Source organism: Haloterrigena turkmenica DSM 5511, from assembly GCF_000025325.1.
GTDB classification, from domain to species: Archaea; Halobacteriota; Halobacteria; order Halobacteriales; family Natrialbaceae; genus Haloterrigena; species Haloterrigena turkmenica.
In genome coordinates this window covers 2062009-2080389 of sequence record NC_013743.1, presented here as the reverse complement: position 1 = coordinate 2080389, position 18381 = coordinate 2062009, and the positions used below count along the sequence as shown (strand labels likewise).

The following is an 18381-nucleotide window of genomic DNA, read 5'->3' as shown; positions in this document are numbered from 1 at the left end:
GCGCAAAAGGGTCGCGTTCGAACGACCGTTTAGGGAACTGACGTGATCGACAGATCGTCAGTCCGCGCTCTCGCTCGGTTCCGGTCGGTTTTCGGAGACGGAACGGCGGGCCACGAAGACGAGCACTAGCACCGTTAGCAGCGTCGCGACCAACAACGGCCCAGTTCCCGTTGAGAGCCCGGTCAAGGCCGCGACATCGGCGTAGAACGTAAAGAGGAGGAACGCCGGGAAGACGGTCCCGATGGCGTACCGCCACGGGATCACCAGCGGGCTCGAGATCGGTCCCGCGCCTTCGAGGTACTCCTCGATCGCGGCCGGACCGAGCACCCAGGCCGTGTACACCATGAACCCGGTCAGGCCGAGCACCAAGAGGAGATCGACGAGTTGGTCCGCGAACAGCGTGAACACCGCGGGGCTGAACGCGTTCACGCCGCCGGTAACTGCGACCAGCGCGAATAGCCCCCAGGTCGCCGTCGACCGCTCGAGGTCGAACTCGTCGACCAGAAACGAGACCGGGATCTCGAGCATGCTGATCAGACTCGTTAAGGCTGCGAGGAGAACGACGAGGAAGAAGACCGCGCCGAGGAGTCGCCCGCCGGGTAGGTTCGCGAACGCGCCGGCGATCCCGACGAACAGGGCGCCGGGGCCGCCCTCGGTCGGTCCCGGCGCGAACGAGAACAGCAGTGGGAAGACCACGAGTCCGGCCAGGATGCCGATGCCGAGATTGAATACGGCGATGGCCGAGGCGTCGAGGGGTAGCGAGCGGTCGTCGTCGACGTAGGAGGCGTAGGTGATCATCGTTCCGCTGCCGATCGAGAGGGTAAACAGCGCCTGGCCGGCGGCCGACGCCAGCACCGAGAGGAAGTTCTCAGCGAGGTAGGCGCCGTCGAACCCGAGGTAGAACTCGTATCCCTGGGCAGCGCCGGGCTGTCGGGCCGCCCAGATCGCGAGTCCGATGAGCAACACGACGACGCCGGGCATCATCACCTTCGTCGTCGCCTCGATACCGCGTCTGATCCCCGCGGCGACGATCAACGACGTGGCCGCGAGGACGGCGAGTTGGTAGCCGAACGCTTCGGCACCGTAGCTGATCGCCGCGAAGTGGGTCTCGGGAGCCGCGAAATAGGCGCCCGTCGCGCTCTCGAGGAAGTACCGAAGGATCCACCCTCCGACGACGCTGTAGAACGACATCAGCAGAATCGAGGTGACGACGCAGAGCGCGCCCAACGCCGTCCAGAAGCGCGATCCGGCGAGCGATTTGAACGCCCCGACCGGGTTCCGATTCGACCGCCGACCGATCACGAACGCGGCCAGCAATCCCGGCACTCCGACGACGAGGACGATAAGTAGATACAACAGTAGAAAGGCGCTTCCGCCGTTCTCCGCGGTCATCCACGGGAACCGCCAGATGTTCCCCAATCCGATTGCGCTTCCGACCGCGGCCAGAATGAATCCGGCGCGACTCGCCCAACTCTCACGTGCCATGCTGTCTCAGCGAACCAACTCGGCGCGCATAAGGATTATCGTTGACGTAGTGTGAATAATCGCACCAGTTTATCGGAACCGGGCGTTCGCCGTGACGGCCGCACAGCGTCGATTTCGACGGATATCCCTTACCGACGGGCGGTGTTCAGGGACTGTTTCAAGATTGATCTCTTCTGTGGACTTCACGCCGCGGAATTCACAGCTTCCGGTACGGCAGTCCCTCGAGCGCGGGCCCGGAGAGCACGTCCCCCTCGTGGGTGAACCGCGAGCCGTGACAGGGGCAGTCCCACGTCCGCTCGGCGTCGTTCCACCGGACGAGACAGCCCATGTGCGGACAGACCGCGGAGACGGCGTGGACCGAGCCCCCCTCGTCGCGGTAGACGCCCATCGGGCGGCCGGTCCGGCGAACGATCCCGCCCTCGCCGGGGTCGGGAATATCGCTCCCGTCGGCGCCCAGCGAGGCGAGGAAGGACTTGATGCGGTCGCCGACGAAACTGCCGCCGACTTTCGCGTTCTCCTCGAGGAAGCTCTTGGCCGACGCCTTCGGGGTGAACCGCTGGGGGTCGAACACGTCGGCCCAGGGGTTCGCGCCGTCGACGATCAGGTCGGCGAGGATCATCCCCGCGGCGGTGCCGCCGGACATCCCCCAGCCGTTGAATCCGGTGCCGACGTAGACGTGCTCGGCCAGCGGATCGATCTGCCCGATGAAGGGTACCTTGTCGACCGGCGAGTAGTCCATCGTCGACCACCGGTACTCGATCGATTCGACGCTGAAGTGCTCGCGGGCAAACTGCTCGCAGCGGCGATACCGCTCGGAGGTCGGTGGCCCGCTGACGCTCGGCTTGTGGCTCTGGCCGCCGACGAGAACGAGTTCCTCTGGTTCGTCGGTGTCGTCCGCCGGTTCGGCCGGCTGCGTTCGAATCGTGGCCGGCGGCGACGCCGTGTTGTAGTACATCCCCTCGGGCGGCTCCTCGTCGACGCGGACCGCCAACAGGTAGGCCCGGTGGGGGTGCATCCGCGAGAAGTAGCCGACCCGATCGAAAACGGGGAAGTGCGTGGCAACGACGACGTCGTCGGCGACGACCGCGCCGCGTTCGGTCTCGACGCGACAGGGCTCGCCGGGATCGACATCGACCGCGCGAGTCTCCTCGAAGACGGCGCTGTCACCGTCATCCTCGTGGATCTGCTCGGCGATCGCGAGCAGGTACTTCCGCGGGTGGAACTCCGCCTGCTCGTCGAACCGAACTGCCCCGTCGGTCTCGAACGGGAGGGGCGTCTCTTCGACGTACTCGGCCGGGAGCCCGAGCCGCTGGGCCGTCTCCACTTCCTCGCTGACCTTCGAGACGTCGTCGGACGACGCCGCGTACGTGTAGGCCGGCGTCCGCCGAAAGTCGCAGTCGATATCGTGTTCCTCGACGCGGCGCTCGACGGCGTCGATCGCCGCCTCGTTCGCCCGGGCGTACTGTCCGGCCCGCTTCCGTCCGAATTTGGAGACGAGCGTATCGTAGATCAGCCCGTGTTGGGAGGTCAGTTTAGCCGTCGTGTGGCCGGTCGTGCTCTCGACGATGCGGTCCGACTCGAGGACCGCGACCGTCTTTCCGGCCTCCTGTAACTCGATCGCGGCGGTCAGCCCGGTGATGCCGCCGCCGACGACGGCGACGTCCACCTCGAGGTCGCCCTCGAGCGGGTCGTAGTCGGTGGTCGGCGTCGTGGCAAGCCACAGCGATTCCGGGCGCGGGGACGCAGATTCGGGGTCGAAATCATTCGACATGGGGTATCAACGGCTCGTGCTATCGACACTCGGGACAAAAGGGGTGTGGGGTGATAACGCACGCTCGCCTCGCAGTCGGAACGGTGGCTCTCTTCGCGACGGTCGCTCGCGTTCGGTCGCGGGCTCGAGCGCGGAGTAGCAGGCGGCAGGTATTACTCACTCGTGGATCAGAGTGTATCTATGTGCGAGCAGCAGCGACAGAGCCGACACACCAGTGATCGAGGACGGACTCCGGGTGGGCTACTCGCGTCCGGCCCGATGGGGCGGCCGACGCGTCGCGGCAGAGACGGAGCCGACGCTGGTTCCGGTCCGATCGCTGGCCGAGGCGGTCCGCTGAGATGGGACGTCGCGCGGGGGCGTTCGCCGTGAAGAGGCGACTGCTGGGAACGATCGCGGTGGCTGTCGCCCTGACGGTGCCGTGGGTCGTCGTCTGGATGCTGACCGTCGGTCTCCCCGCCGTCGGATACGATCCGGCGCTGTTCGCGCACCCGCCGACGCTCGCGACCGTCGCGATCAGCGGCGTCTCGATCCTCGGAGCCGCGTTCCTGCTCGCGTGGGCCGCCGAGACCGCCGAGAAGGACGTCCCGAGCGCGTTCGCGATCGCGATCCTCGCGGTGCTGGCGGTCGCGCCGGAGTACGCGGTCGACGCCCTCTACGCCTGGAACGCCGGCCAGTTCGCGGGGACCGAGCGCGGCATCGAGGCCGGGAACCTCGCCGTCGCGAACATGACCGGCGCGAACCGCATCCTCATCGGGTTGGGTTGGTCCGGCATCGCGCTGTTTACCATGTTCCGTCGCGAGTCGGACGTCGATCCCGCCGTAACGGACCGCGCGGGATTCCTGCGGGACGCGGTCTCGATCGACCCGGACATCAGCCTCGAGATCGTCTTCCTCCTGCTCGCGACGCTGTGGGCGTTTTTGGTGCCGCTGAACGGCGGGATCGACATCTTCGACATGCTCGTTCTGGTCGGCCTCTACGTCGCGTACATCGGGATCGTGATCCGCGGCGACATCGAGCCCGAGGACGTCCACACCGGCGTGCCGGCCGCGCTTCAGGCGCTCTCGAGACCCAAGCGGATCGCCAGCGTCGTCCTGCTGTTCGTCTACTCCGGGTTCGTCATTTTCGTCGCCGTCGAACCGTTCGCCCACGGCCTCGAGGACCTCGGGACCGAAGCCGGCATCCCGCCGTTCTTCATGATCCAGTGGATCGCGCCGCTGGCCTCGGAGTCGCCGGAACTCATCGTGGTCGCCTACCTGGTGAACAAGGCGCGGTCGACGGCCGGCTTCAACGCCCTCATCTCGTCGAAGCTCAACCAGTGGACGCTGCTCATCGGGACGCTCGTCGTCGTCTACTCGCTCGCGCTGGGTCAATACGGGGCGTTGCCCTTCGACCAGAAACAGTCGGGCGAGATCTGGCTCACGGCCGCCCAGTCGTTCTTCGCGCTCGCCCTCCTGATCGACCTCGAGATCACCGCCCGCGAGGCGGTCACACTGCTGGTGCTGTTCGTCTCGCAGGTCCTGCTCGAGTTCGCCGTCATTCGCGAGGTCGTCGCGCTTCCGATCACGACCTACGAAATGTTACTGATCTACAGCGCCGTCTACATCGTCCTCGGCCTGGTGCTGTTCGTCCGCCGACGCGATGAGTTCCGGCTGCTCCTCGAGCGGAGCGTCGGGACGATAACCAGCGCGTTCGGGGGCGAAGAGCGCCCGCAACAGGCCGACGACTGAACTCTGCGGGCCGACCGCTGCAGACCGAACCGGAGAACGATCCGTTTTTGCACCGATTCCCCCAATCGGCGGTATGGAGAAGCTCATCGAATCGCTTTCCGACGCCCCGATCATCGACAAGGACGGCTACGAGTACCTCGTCCACCCGATCAGCAACGGCGTCCCGATGCTCGACCCCGACCTGTTGCGCGAGGTCGTCGTCGAGGTCATGCAGACGGCCGACCTGGACGTCGACAAGATCGTCGCCCCGGAGGCGATGGGGATCCACCTCGCGACCGCCCTCTCCCTGCAGACCGACATTCCGCTGGTCGTGATCCGCAAGCGACCCTACGGCCTCGAGGGCGAGGTGTCGCTCCACCAGCAGACGGGCTACTCCGAGTCGGAGATGTACATCAACGACGTCGAGGAGGGCGACCGCGTTCTGATCGTCGACGACATGCTGTCGACCGGCGGGACGCTGGCGGCCATCTGCACCGCGCTGGACGACATCGGCGCCGAGATCGTCGACATCGTGGTCGTGCTTCGGAAGGTCGGCGACTCCGCGCTCGACGACACGAAGTTCGATGCCACGAGCCTCCTCGACATCACCGTCGAGGACGGCGATGTGACCGTCCACTGATCGGCGCTCGTTCGTGTCCGTCGTTCGTCCCACGAGAGCAGTGGGTAGCGGCGGTTCCGCGTCGCTGATATCGCATTTCTATGCACGATTGTGGGTAGATTAACCCCTAATCGACCGCTCGATGGGCGCATATACGAGAGTTTTTGTACATCGATTCGCAACGGGGTGGGTATAGTATGTCGAACGAAACTGATGGGGGCATTCAGATCGAGTACGGCGTCGACGACAAACCGCCGTTACCGAAATCGATCCTGCTGGGCTTGCAACACGTCGCGGTGATGATCGTGCCGGCGACGGCGGTGGCCTACGTCGTCGCGAACGGGGTCGGTCTCGAGGCAGACGCGGCCTATCTCGTCCAGATGGTCCTGCTGTTTTCCGGGCTGGCAACGATGGTCCAGGCCTACACCGTCGGCCCGGTCGGCGCTCGGCTGCCGATCGTCATGGGCTCGAGTTTCACCTTCGTCGGCGCGACGATCGATATCGGCGCCAGCTTCGGGATGGCTGCCGTCTTCGGCGCGATTCTCGTCACCGGCTTCGTCGTCGAGGGCCTGATCGGCTGGCAGTTCAAACGCATCAAACCCTTCTTCCCGCCGCTGGTGACCGGCCTCGTCGTCGTCATCATCGGGCTCTACCTGATCCCCGTCGCGATGGACTACGCCGCCGGCGGGGTCGGCGCGTCTGACTTCGGCGCCCTCCACCACATCGGACTCGCCGCGCTCGTGCTGGCGATCGCCGTCGGTCTCAACATGTTCACGCGCGGCGTCACGCGACTGCTGTCCGTGCTGGTCGCGATCGTCGTCGGCTACGCGGCCGCCATCGCCCTCACGGTCGCGACGGGCCTCGAGCTCGTCACCTTTTCGGCCGTCGGCGAGGCCGCGTGGATCGAGCTGCCCTCGCCCACCCGCTTCGGCTTCGAGTTCGAGCCGATTGCGATCGCCACGTTCGCCGTCCTCTTTCTCGTCTCGTCGATGGAGACCGTCGGCGACATGTCCGGCGTCACGGCCGCCGAAGGCCGCAATCCGACCGACGAGGAGTTCCGCGGCGGCCTGTTCAACGACGGGCTGCTGAGTTCGATCGGTTCGATCTTCGGCGCGTTCCCGATCACCTCGTTCTCCCAGAACGTCGGCATCGTCAACTTCACCGGCGTGATGAGCCGCCACGTCGTCGGCATCGGCGGCGTCTTCCTCGCCGTCCTCGGTCTGAGCCCCAAAGTGGGCGCCGCCGTCACGACGATCCCCAGCGCGGTCTTCGGCGGCGCCGTCCTGCTGATGGCCGGGATGGTCGCCGCGAGCGGGTTCCGGCTGATCGTCACGCACGTGGATCTCGATCGCCGGAACACGGTCATCGTCGCCACCTCGATCGGCCTCGGACTGGGCGTCGCGACGACGCCCGATGCCCTCGCGGGGCTGCCGAGCCGCGCCGAGCTGTTCTTCGGCCAGCCGGTCATCGTGACCGCGCTGTCGGGGCTCGCGCTCAACACGTTCGTCCCCGGCCCCTCGAGCCCGCTGTTCGACGCCGTTCCCGAGGCGGGCGTCGGGGAGACCGAATCCGCGACGGTCGACCCCACTGACGACTGACCGCCCCGCTCTGACACCGCTCGGTCACTCGCCATCGCGCTCGTAGCTCGCGATTCGGCCCCACGATGACTTCTTGCCCCACAGCCCCGACCGCATACACTCGAGTTCGACGATCTGGGAGTTGTCGACGAAGAGATTCACCTTCGGGCCGAACTGCTTGATGTACCACTCGAAGACCTCGGGATCGGCGGCCTCGAAGACGCAGTTCTCGACGCCGAGGCCGTCGGCGATCTTGAACGCCACGTCGGTCCGCCAGTCGCGGACCTGCTCGGTGATCCCCTCCGACTCGACCATGATCTTGTACGCGCCGGCCTCGAGGTGGCGCCGCCCCTCCTCGATGGCGCTCGTCGGATCGATCGTCGTCTCGGACTCGAGTTCCTCGACGCTCGAGGCGCCCCCGGCGCCGAACTGGACGTTGATCTCCGGTTTGGCCTTCAGGCCGTGGTCCTGAACGAGTTCCGTGAGCGCGACCATGTCGTCGACGTCGATCGCGAGGAACCCGCTCGAGACCTCGACGATGTCGAAGCCGATGTCGGCGGCCTCCTCGACGTAGCGGTCGACCTGTTCGTAGTCTCGGATCAGCACGTGTTCGATGAAACCGCCCGTCGAGACCAGCACGTCGTGGTCGTGACAGACCTCGATCAGTTCCCGCACGGCGTCTTCGGGCATCAGCGCGAACGAACCGCCCGAGAACTTGTAGATGTCGACGTACGCGCCCATCGTCTCGAGGATGTCACGCAGCTCTCGCGGGCCCATGGGATCGTAGTACGGCCCGCGAATTTCGGTGATGCCGTTCGTTCGGGGCTTTTCCTCGCGGTCGTTGACGTGCAGGAAGTCGAACGCGCGGTCGGACATACGGAGCGTCGAACCACGAGCAGCGACTTCAAGCTGACAGGGTCCCCCGGCTCGGCGCGACGGCGGGCCGCCGGGGATCCCCGTCCACGGCGCGGATCGAGTCGACGACGCGGACCGAGTCGGCGGCGCGCTACTCCAACAGCGCCGTCAGATCGGCCACGTCCTGGTCCTCGAGGGTCCTGATCGTCTCGACGAGTTCGTCGCGGCGGTCGTCCTCGAGGTGCTCGCCCGCGATAGCGTCGAACTTCGCCTCGAGCCCCTCCCAGCCGATCGGGTCGAGCGGGTGGCCGTGAAACGCCTCCTTCTCGATCCGGTAGGTGGTGCCGTCGTCCGTCGTGACGTCGATGACGGCCGGCATCTCGCCGTTTTCGAAGCGCTCGGTGAGTTCGGAGTCCTCGCTCACGTCGACGATTCGAAGCAGTTCCTGGACGTCCTCGCGCCGAATGCGATCGGGTTCGTACTGCTCGAGCGAGAGGTCACGGTCGATCAGCGCCGCCGCGAGCATGTACGGCAGCGAGTGGTCGGCCTGCGCCCGGTTATCGATCTCGTACCGGTTCCCCTCGCCGCCGCCGATGATGAGCTTCGCGCCGGCGAACGTCTCGAGTTTGACCCCCGCGATGTCGTCCGGGTCGAGGTCCTCCCGCTCGGCGAGTTCGATCACACCCTCGACGGCCGACTGGGCGTACGTCTCCGCGACGTAGCGTTTGGTCATTGCGTCGTGAACGCGCTCGCCGGGCGTCAGATCGACGTCGAACGCCCCCGAGATCACGTCCTGCCACCCCTTCTGGCCTTCGAAGAGGTCCCGCGGTCCTTCCATCCCGTTTTTCGCGAGCATCGCGGAATAGACGGCGTTCCGCGCGGCGTTCGCCGACGCGATCCCCTTCCACTCGTTGATCCCGCCCGTCCGGGTCACCCGCAGGGCGTTGTGGGCCGTCCCCGCGATGCCGATGGCGTTCCGGGTCTCCTCGAGATCGAGGCCGAGGAGCTTCGACGCGCCGGCGGCCGCCGAGACGACGGTGTGGGTGACGTGGTCGAACCCCCGGTCGCGAACGGGTGCGTTCCACGCGAGTTCCCCCTGGATCTCGTAGGCGACGGCCAGCCCCGCGAGCAGGTCCTCGCCCGACCGGTCGGCGTACTCCCCCGCGGCGACGACGGCGCCGACGTTGTCGCTCGGATGGGGCGTCTCGTTGGGCGCGAGAAACGAGTCCATGTAGTCCAGGTAGCGGGTCAGCGCCGTGTTGTGCATCGCCGCCTGCACCGGCGAGGCGCCGTCGCCGTCCCGTCCCCAGAGCGTGCACGCTCCGTCCGTCTCGAGGTCCCGGACGGTCTCGAACACCACCTGCGTCGGATCGGCGACCTCCGCGGCGACGGCGATGCCGACCGAGTCGAGCACGCGGCGTTTGAGCGCGTCGCGAACGTCGGGCGAGAGGTCCTCGTAGTCGGTTGCCTGGACGAACTCCGCGAGTTCGAGTGTCGTCATGGGGAGCGCTTCCACCGGTATCGGCAAACGTTTTGGCCGGTACGAAGCGGCGAACGTACGGAATTCGACACAGTCAGGTACTCTGTAAGAATTTTTATCCCGTCGTTCATCGTCGTTCCGACCATGCCAGACGTCGTAATCGTCGGCGGCGGTCCCGCCGGTCTGAGCGCAGCGCTGTTCACCGCGAAGAACGACCTCGAGACCGTCGTCTTCGACACCGACGAGACCTGGATGCACAAGGCCCATCTGTTCAACTATCCCGGCATCCGAAGCATCAGCGGCAGCGAGTTCATGGAACTGACCCGCGGGCAGGTCAGCGACCGCGGCGCCGACGTCCGCGTCGGCGAGGAAGTGACCGACGTCGACCCCGACGGCGACGGCTTCAGCGTCGAGACCAGCGTTGCGTCGGAGACGCAACGAGCAGACGGCGAAGCCGTCGACGAGGCGGACACCTACGAAGCCGACTACGTCGTCCTCGCGACGGGCGCCGACCGATCGATGGCCGAGGATCTCGAGGTCGACTTCGACGAGGACGGCACCGTCGCCGTCGACCTGGACACGGAGACGAGCGTCGACGACCTGTATGCGACGGGTGCGATGGTCCGGGACGAGGAGTGGCAGGCCGTCATCGCCGCGGGCGACGGCGCCTCGGCGGCGCTGGACATCCTCAGTAAGGAGAAGGGCGAGCACTTCCACGACTTCGACGTCCCGGACGACGTGCCGTGACTCGCGTCGGAGCGAGCGACGCGCGGCAGTTCCTCCGTTGAACTGATCGGCCGATACCAGCCGTGAGGGGGGTTATTTCGGAACTCGAGATGGCGACGGAACGAGGCCTGCGTGTTCGGGCCCTACGACTAAGCGAATCCTCGACGCCCGTTCACGTATGGGAACAACTAGTGTCGACCACATCGACGACCTCGAGGAACTGTTCCACCACAAACTCGCCCAGATGTACTACACCGAGCAGGAACTCGTCGAGGCGTTAGACGAGATGGCGATCAACGCGAGCAACGATCGGATGAGCGAGGGCTTCGCGGACCACCGCGACGAGACCCGGACGCACGTCCAGCGCCTGGAGGAGGTCTTCGCGGCTCTCGACCGGCCGGCGGAGCGACGGGAGAATCCCGTCCTCGACGCGCTCGAGCAGGAGCGGGCGACCCTCGAGGACGCCATCGAGGACGACGACATGCTCAACATGGCCTATCTGAACGCCGCGATGATGACCGAGCGCATCGAGATGACGTCCTATGAGGGCCTCACGACGATGGCGAACAAGATCGGGTACGACAACGAGATCAAGAAACCCCTCAAGTCCAACCACGACGAGGAGGAGTCGACCTACCGCGAACTGTCCGCGATGGAGACGGCCTCGGACATGAAGTCGCTGTGGGACCGGCTAACACCGTCATAACCTCGTTGTCGCCGCGTCCGAGTCACTCGCCTCGGTCACCGCGGAACCCGTCTCGAGTCCGTTTTCTTCGATCCGCTTCGGAACGCAGACAGTGAGCAGTCCGTTGAGACTTGGCGCTATCGCCTCGCTACCGCCCGTGCATGAGTATGTCACCCGTACGATTTATGATCGTGGCAGTCCCAATGTCTGGTACAGTCGGGCGATAGCAAGTCCGACGGCCGATGGGAGCACCGTACTCGACGGCGGGCCGCGCACCTTCGTGGCGTATTGCAACGGGCGTCCATCGTCGCTCCGGACCCGTTATCGCGCGGCCCGTTTCCGTGGTTCCGTCGAGACGCAACGAACGATGCAACCTTTTCACCGGTCAGTTCACCGGGAGCGGGGACGACTCGCGGTTCGCGTCGGAACCGACCCCGCTCTCGGATTCGCCGCATTTTCTCCACTTCTCGTCCGTGAGCCCCGTGACTCGAGGAGCGTGCCGCTCTGGCGTGGGTAACTTTCACACATATATCTTTTTGGTCTCGACTGCATAACAACCTGCAAGAATGCAGTACGACGCCGTTCTGTTCGACTTCGACGGCGTCGTGGTCGAGAACCCCTCGCCACGGCGCATGTACGACGCGCTCGCGCGGACTTACGAGCAGCTCGGCCGCTCGGATCCCGCCGCGGAGACGGTCCAGGAGATACTGAGCGGCGACTTCGAATCGATCGCCGACCGCTGCCGACGGCTCGAGGTCGACACCGATACCTTCTGCTCGCAGGCGGCCAGCGAAATGATCCGAACCCAGCTCGCGGACGTCGAGCGCGGCCTACGTTCGATGTACGACGACGTCGCCGCCGTGCGATCGCTCGAGGCGCCGCTGGGGGTCGTCAGCGACAACCACCCGACCGTGGTCTCGCGACTGCTCGATCGCTTCGGCCTCCGGTCGCTGTTCGAAACCGTCTACGGCTGTCCGCTCACCCCCGACGGCCTCGCCCGGCGCAAGCCCGATCCGACCAACATCGAACGTGCCATGGACTCCCTCGAGGCCGAGTCGGCGCTGTACGTCGGCGATCGACCGGTGGACGTGCAGGCGGCCCACAACGCGGGCATCGACTCGGCGCTGGTCGCGCGTGCGGACGACGAGATGGAGATGGGGACGGCGGAGTCGCCCGACGCCGCTCCCACCTACCGGCTGGCCTCGCTCACCCAGTTACCGGCGGCCCTCGAGTAATCGAGCGTTCGCTTCTGACGAATTGCAATCGTCGACCAGCCGCTGCCCTTATCGGCCCGGTCACCGCCGTTATCGGCCCGATCACCGCCGACGTCACTCCGGTCACGCCCGGCGTTCCTCGACGTGCTCCTCGCAGAGGACGTGGTAGACGCTGTCGCCGGGAACGATATCGCCCGCGGGCGTCTCCTTGAACAGCGCGACGCCGTACGCCGCGTCCTCGTCGCAGTCGACGCAGGTCCCGGGTCCGTGCTGGCTGCCGGTGCTCCGGTGACCGGCGCCCGTGTACTCCTCGCCCGCCGTCCGGAACTCGGCACAGTCGCGACAGAGCCGCCACCGATTGTCGACGTCGGCGAGTTCAAAGATGTGATACGCCATTTTATGTTGGGTGAACGGCACCGCCGCGTTACAGAAGAGACAGTCCATAGCTGGCCGTGCGCCGAGGAGGTGTGTAACGGTTTCCCACGAACTGTCAGGGAACAATACACTATGCGGGAGTTTAACACGATCCGACCGGGGTGACCGCTCGAGTTCGCCGCAGATTCCGGCCATCGCTTTTTGCGCTCGAGCGTGGGAGCGAGCGCTATGAACGACGACGACTGGACCGACCTTCGATCGCAGTGTACGTCCCTCGAGTCCGGTTCGCAGCTCCTGACGCCGCTGTCCGAGCGGCCGTTTCGAATCGAGACCACCGCCGAGGACCGGATCGTCGTCCGCTTCGCGGACAGCACCGAGGAACGCCCGCTCTGGCGCGAGCAGTTCGGCGTCTTCGACGACCAGCTCGAGGACCGGGGGATGGCAGTCGACGACCTGCAGCCGGGCGTCGAACCCTACGCGACGGTCCTCACGCTCTCTGACTCCTATGCCGTCGAGGATGACGCAATCGTCAGAGACGAGGACGCGACGGGCGGCGAGAGCCCGTTTCTCGTCTCGGCGGCCGACGCGCGAACGCCGCCGGAGCGGCTCCACGACGACGCCCTCCTGTTGGCCCACCTCGTCGAACACCTGGACGTCGACGATCACGCCGCCCTCGAGTCGCTCGATACCGACGCCCTGACCGACTACTACGTCATGGCCTCGGACGTCCAGCGCGGCGCCGACGGGGTCCGCGCGACGGCTCGGGACGAACTGCTCGAGCGACTCGGCCCCGACCAGGAGCTCCACGGCCGCTTCGGGACCGTCCGGCGGACGACCCGCACTCGTCGCCGTCCGAAGGACGACGAGACCGTCCTCGCCGCGCTCGACGAGCGCGGGATCCCCCGCGAGTGGGTCCTCGGCGTCGATCCGGACAAACTCGACGTCGTCCTCTCGGTGACCGACCTCGAGGAGGACGCGGTGTTCGACGCCGAGGAGGACGTCTACGTCCAGAAGATCGGCGTCGACGAGGACGAGAAGTACTCGCGGCTGCAGGGGCTGGCCGACCGCATCGACGAACTCGCGGACGCCGACGGCGAGGCGCTGGCCGACGACCTCGAGGCGCTCGAGGACCGTCTCGAGGAGGCGCTGACGACGGGGTAGTTTCCCGGTCCGACGGTGCCCGACCCACCCCGGTCTGAGCTGAGCTGATCCGAGCGAACCGGACCGGATCCGAACTGACCCGACCCGGCGCCAGCGGGCGGTCGCCCGTTCGGTACCGTCCGCCGCCGACGATCACGGCCGCGAAATCCGATACCCGTTTCCGAGAGCCGGTCCTACCGACCGACAGCCATGCGTTCCCGCTCGACGGGCACCCGATTCCTGATGGTCACCATCGGCTGCCTGCTCCTCCTGACGTATCTCGGGGTCGCCGGGATCGGCTACCTGGCGCTCGCCGCCCTCTGGCGGGCGGCCCCCGACCCCGCGACGACCACGCTCGTCGTCGTCGGAGCCGGACTGCTGGTCGGCTACCTGAGCTACCGGTTCGGCACGTCAGCGGTCCTCTCGCGGCTCGAGGCCGTCGAAATCCCGCGGTCGCGAGCCCCGAAACTCTACTCCCGCCTCGACCGTCTGGAGGACCGGATGGGCGTCGACGCGCCGACACTCTACGTCGCTCAACTCCCGGCGCCCAACGCGTTCGCCATCGGCTCGGCGCGCAGCGGTGCGATCGTCCTCGACCGATCGCTGCTTCGCTTCCTGACCGTCGACGAACTCGAGGGACTGCTCGCCCACGAACTGGCCCACCTCGAGGGGTACGACGCGTTCGTCCAGACGCTGGCGCTGAGCGTGTTCCAGACGGTCGCCGGATTCCTCTTCTTGCTTGTCTCGCCGCTCCTGCTGGCGACCGTCGGCGCCGCGCGAGCGATCGCGTGGATGCGCGGCCGCCCGGGTGCGTGGCCGCACACGATCTTCGGTCGCCTCCTCCGGCGTCTCGAGCGCGGCGTCCAGCTGGCGTTCCTGCTGGTGACCCTCGCCGTCCGCGCCCACTCGCGCCGGCGGGAGTACGCCGCCGACGACCGCGCGGCCGCGGTCACCGGGAACCCGCTCGCGCTCGCTCGCGCGCTCCGGAAGATCCAGCGCGTGGCCGATCCGCGCCGAGGGCTGCTCTCGCCGCTGTACGTCCACACCGAGGAGGACGACTGGACGCGGCTGTTCTCGACGCACCCCGACACGAGTGAGCGGGTCGAACGGTTGGTCGAACGGGCGCGGACCGGTTCGTCGGACGGCCGACCGCAGCGGGTTCAGTAAGCGCCTCGAGTCGGCCCGGAGTCGCGAAAACGATCCTGTAGCAGGGCCGTTGGAGGCGTAGAATCAGAGAGCGGAAGCGACGATCGTCTCGAGCCGTTCGAGACCGCGTTTCGGGCGACGAGTGACTATCGGCGAACAAGAGCGGCCGGTGAGATGACTCGAGGAAGGGACTCGACAGAATCGGACGGGACAGCCCGTTCACACACCGGTCCAGCCGCAATCGACGCACCTGAGAACGCCGCCGTCGTCGATCGTCGTTCCCGAACAGGTCGGGCAGGAACTGACGCGCGTGCCGCCGTCGGTGACCGCGCGCTCACGCGTCCGCTCGCGCTCGTTTGGCCGGCAGCGTCGGGTGACAGCTCGCACAGACGCGCTCGGTTCGCCGATGAGTCATGGTCTCCGTTCGGGTTCGGTGCTCGAAGAGACGGGATACCTCGTCACCGCAGCGTTCACATTCGACCATTGTGTGCCAACCATCACCACACGACAGTATAAGTGTTTCCCACATATTGATGTATTCGAGAGTTCTTAGCTAGTCCGATACCCTTATCGAAGAACTATAGGTCAATGTTAGGCCATATATCGATAAAATGGTTCGATTGTCCATCCATAGGGGGAGAGGAACGGGTTCGATCGATGCGACGAACGATACCGTTCGCGCTACGGGAGGCCGAATCGGCCGCCCGCGAACCCGCAAATACTTTTGGCTGCACGGGTCGTACCTCGAATCATGTACGTGCGGGACGCGAAAAACAGGGAAGAGGTCTGGTTGCTCGATCACATCGAGGCAATGGGGCTCGACGAGACGGCGTTCCGCTCGCGCGACTACGTCGTCGCAGTGGACGAAGCGTCGGGCGAAAAGGCCGGCTTCGGACGGATCCGGATCCACAAAACCGACTCCGATCGCGCCAGCGGGCGCGCGGACGACGTCTGCGAACTGACCAGTATCGGCGTGCTCGAGGGCTGGCGCGAACAGGGCGTCGGCGCCCACGTCGTCGAACGGCTCGTTGAGTACGCTGGCGACGAAGGGTTCGACACCGTCTACGTACTGACCGGCGAGGGGGCCTATCTCGCCCAGTTCGGCTTCGAACGCATCGATGAGTCGGAACTGCCGGCGGTTCTGCAGGACCGACTCGAGGACAAGCGCGAGGGCGTCGATCCGGACGCCGTGCCGCTCGCGATCGACGTCGATCAGTTCCGGATGCCCGACCGACTCCGTGAGGCGTTCAAACGCGCTCCCGAGGGCCGCGAGGACGTGTCGAACGACGAGTCGGCCGAGGACTTCGGGATCGACACCGAATCGGCGACCTACAAGTACGATACGGGGCGGTAGCGCCGCGACGCCGTCCTCGAGCGCGCTCGGTCTCGACCAGAATCGGACGACGGCTCAGTCGCGCCGATCGTGCAACTGCTGTGGCTGCCTGTCGAAGCCGTGGGCGAACGCGACCCACGCGATCGCGGAGACGGCGAGGATCGGCGGCAAGATTGCGAACCCCCAGAGCGGATCCAGTCCCCATCCGAGTAACAGAACGAGGTTCGCCAGCCCGATCGCCAGAAACGGGGCGACGTACAGCGCCGCTCGACGGCGGTTCCGGTCGTCGGTGGTCGGTACCGGCGGCTCCATAGCGGCCCTACCACGGCATCGCTGAAAAACGGTCGTGCCGGGACAGGCGACGGTCACGAAATCGGATGTGTGCGAGGCGACAGTCGCGCCACTCGAGGCGATTTCGCCGAATCGCCGTCGCGACTCGAGACGATACTGGCCGCCTTCATGAACCTTCAAGCCCCAGCCCGTCGATCAGTAACGATAATGTTCGATCAGGACGATCTCGAGGAGATCCGTGCCAGCAAGGCGGAGTGGCACGAGGAGGAGGTCGCGCCCGTCCTCGAGCGCTTCGGCGAGCGGAAGGAGACGTTCACTACCGATACCGGGGGCCAAGAGGTCGATCGACTCTACACGCCCGTCGACGTCGCCGACCTCGATTATCAGGAGGATCTGGGAAATCCCGGCGAGCCGCCGTACACGCGCGGGGTGTACTCGACGGGGTATCGCGGTCGGCTGTGGACGATGCGCCAGTACGCCGGTTTCTCGACGCCCGAAGACACCAACGAGCGCTACCACTACCTGCTCGACGAGGGGCAGACTGGGCTCTCGATGGCCTTCGACCTGCCGACCCAGATGGGCTACGACTCCGACGATCCGATGGCCGCCGGCGAGGTCGGCAAGGCTGGCGTCGCCATCGACTCGCTTTCGGACATGGAGACCGTCTTCGACGGCATCCCGCTCGATGAGGTCTCGACGTCGATGACGATCAACGCGCCCGCGTCGGTGCTGCTGGCGATGTACATCGCGGTCGGCGACCAGCAGGGCGTCGACCGCTCGGAGCTCCGGGGGACGATCCAGAACGACCTGTTGAAGGAGTACATCGCGCGCAACACCTACATCTATCCGCCCGAGCCGTCGATGCGGATCATCACGGACATCTTCGAGTTCTGCGCCTCGGAGACGCCGAAGTTCAACACGATCTCGATCTCGGGCTATCACATCCGCGAGGCGGGTTCGACGGCCGCACAGGAACTGGCCTTCACGCTGGGCGACGGCATCGAGTACGTCGAGACGGCCATCGAAGCCGGCCTCGACGTCGACGAGTTCGCTCCGCAGCTGTCGTTCTTCTTCAACGGCCACAACAACATTTTCGAGGAGGTCGCGAAGTTCCGCGCCGCGAGGCGGATGTGGCACGACATCATCGAGGAGCGGTTCGATCCGGACGATCCCAAGTCCAAGCAGCTGAAGTTCCACACCCAGACCGCGGGCTCGATGCTGACCGCCCAGCAGATCGAGAACAACGTCGTCCGCGTCGCCTATCAGGCGCTGGCCGCGGTGCTCGGCGGCACGCAGAGCCTCCACACCAACGGCAAGGACGAGGCGCTCGCGCTGCCCACCGAGGAATCGGTTCGGACCGCCCTGCGAACCCAGCAGATCCTCGCCCACGAGTCCGGCGCCGCGGACACCATCGACCCGCTGGCGGGCAGCTACTATGTTGAATCGCTGACCGACGAGGTCGAAGAAGAGGCCTACGAGATTCTCGAGGAGGTCGAGGAGCGCGGCGGGATGCTCGAGGCCGTCGAGCAGCAGTGGGTTCAGCGCCAGATTCAGGACACCGCGTTCGACCGCCAGAAGGAGATCGAGGAGAAAGAGCGGATCATCGTCGGCGTCAACGAGTTCGAAGTCGACGAGGACCCCCAGATGGACGTCGAGGAAGTCACCCAGAAAGACCAGCAGCGCCAGATCGACAGCCTCGAGACGGTCCGCGCCGAGCGCGACGACAAGGCCGTCGACGCAAAACTCGAGGCGTTGCGCGAGGCCGCGCAGGGCGAGGAGAACCTGATGCCCCGCATCATCGAGGCGGTGAAGGTGTACGCGACGGTCGGCGAGATCTGTAACGTCATGCGCGACGAGTTCGGCGAGTACCAGCCCGGCGGCACGGTTTGACGAACTGAACCTACGAGTTGATTCGAGTAACGCTACCGATGTGTCTCGAGTAACACTCGTTTACAGACGCTTCCGTCGGGCGATTCGG

General features: G+C 66.1%; 17 protein-coding genes. 11 read left to right on the top strand and 6 right to left on the bottom strand.

Translation table 11 applies throughout. From position 1 onward, the window contains the following. Window positions 1-57: 57 nt before the first annotated feature. Window positions 58-1485 (bottom strand): sodium-dependent transporter, encoded by a 1428-nt coding sequence (locus HTUR_RS09890; protein ID WP_012943180.1) that lies wholly within the window; start codon window positions 1483-1485, stop codon window positions 58-60. A 196-nt stretch (window positions 1486-1681) separates the two neighbouring features. Next, window positions 1682-3256, bottom strand: coding sequence for an FAD-dependent oxidoreductase (locus tag HTUR_RS09885; protein WP_012943179.1), 1575 nt, complete (start codon window positions 3254-3256; stop codon window positions 1682-1684). 214 nt (window positions 3257-3470) lie between these two features. On the opposite strand from HTUR_RS09885, the gene HTUR_RS28440 reads away from it, so the two are divergent. The 4 genes from HTUR_RS28440 to HTUR_RS09870 all read left to right on the top strand — a co-directional run bounded on the left by HTUR_RS28440 (window position 3471) and on the right by HTUR_RS09870 (window position 7179). Beyond that, window positions 3471-3593, top strand: a complete 123-nt coding sequence (locus tag HTUR_RS28440) for a hypothetical protein (RefSeq protein WP_264183019.1) — start codon at window positions 3471-3473, stop codon at window positions 3591-3593. Between the two features lie 28 nt (window positions 3594-3621). After that, window positions 3622-4983 (top strand): sodium:calcium antiporter, encoded by a 1362-nt coding sequence (locus tag HTUR_RS09880; RefSeq protein ID WP_049941873.1) that lies wholly within the window; start codon window positions 3622-3624, stop codon window positions 4981-4983. 73 nt (window positions 4984-5056) lie between these two features. Further along, entirely contained in the window at window positions 5057-5602 is a 546-nt protein-coding gene (hpt, locus tag HTUR_RS09875; RefSeq protein ID WP_012943177.1) for a hypoxanthine/guanine phosphoribosyltransferase, read from the top strand. 176 nt (window positions 5603-5778) lie between these two features. Next, window positions 5779-7179 (top strand): uracil-xanthine permease family protein, encoded by a 1401-nt coding sequence (locus HTUR_RS09870; RefSeq protein WP_012943176.1) that lies wholly within the window; start codon window positions 5779-5781, stop codon window positions 7177-7179. Between the two features lie 24 nt (window positions 7180-7203). Here the strand turns inward: HTUR_RS09870 and HTUR_RS09865 are convergent, their stop codons facing one another. After that, window positions 7204-8034 (bottom strand): phosphosulfolactate synthase, encoded by an 831-nt coding sequence (locus HTUR_RS09865; RefSeq protein WP_012943175.1) that lies wholly within the window; start codon window positions 8032-8034, stop codon window positions 7204-7206. 130 nt (window positions 8035-8164) lie between these two features. Then, window positions 8165-9514 carry an MmgE/PrpD family protein gene (locus tag HTUR_RS09860; protein ID WP_012943174.1) on the bottom strand — a complete coding sequence of 450 codons (1350 nt, stop codon included), beginning with the start codon at window positions 9512-9514 and terminating at the stop codon, window positions 8165-8167. Between the two features lie 123 nt (window positions 9515-9637). Here HTUR_RS09860 and HTUR_RS09855 point away from each other — a divergent pair, with 123 nt between their 5' ends. The 3 genes from HTUR_RS09855 to HTUR_RS09845 all read left to right on the top strand — a co-directional run bounded on the left by HTUR_RS09855 (window position 9638) and on the right by HTUR_RS09845 (window position 12139). Next, window positions 9638-10240, top strand: coding sequence for an NAD(P)/FAD-dependent oxidoreductase (locus HTUR_RS09855; protein ID WP_012943173.1), 603 nt, complete (start codon window positions 9638-9640; stop codon window positions 10238-10240). Between the two features lie 157 nt (window positions 10241-10397). Continuing rightward, window positions 10398-10925: a YciE/YciF ferroxidase family protein gene (locus tag HTUR_RS09850; protein ID WP_012943172.1), complete on the top strand. Its 528-nt coding sequence runs from the start codon at window positions 10398-10400 to the stop codon at window positions 10923-10925. Window positions 10926-11470: 545 nt separating this feature from the next. After that, on the top strand, window positions 11471-12139 hold the full coding sequence (locus HTUR_RS09845) for an HAD family hydrolase (protein ID WP_012943171.1): 669 nt from the start codon (window positions 11471-11473) through the stop codon (window positions 12137-12139). Between the two features lie 102 nt (window positions 12140-12241). On the opposite strand, the gene HTUR_RS09840 is transcribed toward HTUR_RS09845, so the two are convergent. Further along, window positions 12242-12562 (bottom strand): hypothetical protein, encoded by a 321-nt coding sequence (locus HTUR_RS09840; protein WP_012943170.1) that lies wholly within the window; start codon window positions 12560-12562, stop codon window positions 12242-12244. A 159-nt stretch (window positions 12563-12721) separates the two neighbouring features. On the opposite strand from HTUR_RS09840, the gene HTUR_RS09835 reads away from it, so the two are divergent. The 3 genes from HTUR_RS09835 to HTUR_RS09820 all read left to right on the top strand — a co-directional run bounded on the left by HTUR_RS09835 (window position 12722) and on the right by HTUR_RS09820 (window position 16133). Next, entirely contained in the window at window positions 12722-13654 is a 933-nt protein-coding gene (locus HTUR_RS09835; RefSeq protein WP_012943169.1) for a hypothetical protein, read from the top strand. Between the two features lie 189 nt (window positions 13655-13843). Continuing rightward, on the top strand, window positions 13844-14800 hold the full coding sequence (locus HTUR_RS09830) for a M48 family metallopeptidase (protein ID WP_012943168.1): 957 nt from the start codon (window positions 13844-13846) through the stop codon (window positions 14798-14800). A 730-nt stretch (window positions 14801-15530) separates the two neighbouring features. Then, the gene (locus HTUR_RS09820) at window positions 15531-16133 is read left to right on the top strand and encodes a GNAT family N-acetyltransferase (RefSeq protein ID WP_012943167.1); all 603 of its coding nucleotides are present in this window, start codon (window positions 15531-15533) and stop codon (window positions 16131-16133) included. A 54-nt stretch (window positions 16134-16187) separates the two neighbouring features. On the opposite strand, the gene HTUR_RS09815 is transcribed toward HTUR_RS09820, so the two are convergent. Further along, window positions 16188-16424 carry a hypothetical protein gene (locus tag HTUR_RS09815; protein ID WP_012943166.1) on the bottom strand — a complete coding sequence of 79 codons (237 nt, stop codon included), beginning with the start codon at window positions 16422-16424 and terminating at the stop codon, window positions 16188-16190. A gap of 186 nt (window positions 16425-16610) precedes the next feature. Here HTUR_RS09815 and HTUR_RS09810 point away from each other — a divergent pair, with 186 nt between their 5' ends. Beyond that, window positions 16611-18293 (top strand): acyl-CoA mutase large subunit family protein, encoded by a 1683-nt coding sequence (locus tag HTUR_RS09810; RefSeq protein WP_012943165.1) that lies wholly within the window; start codon window positions 16611-16613, stop codon window positions 18291-18293. Window positions 18294-18381: the final 88 nt, after the last annotated feature.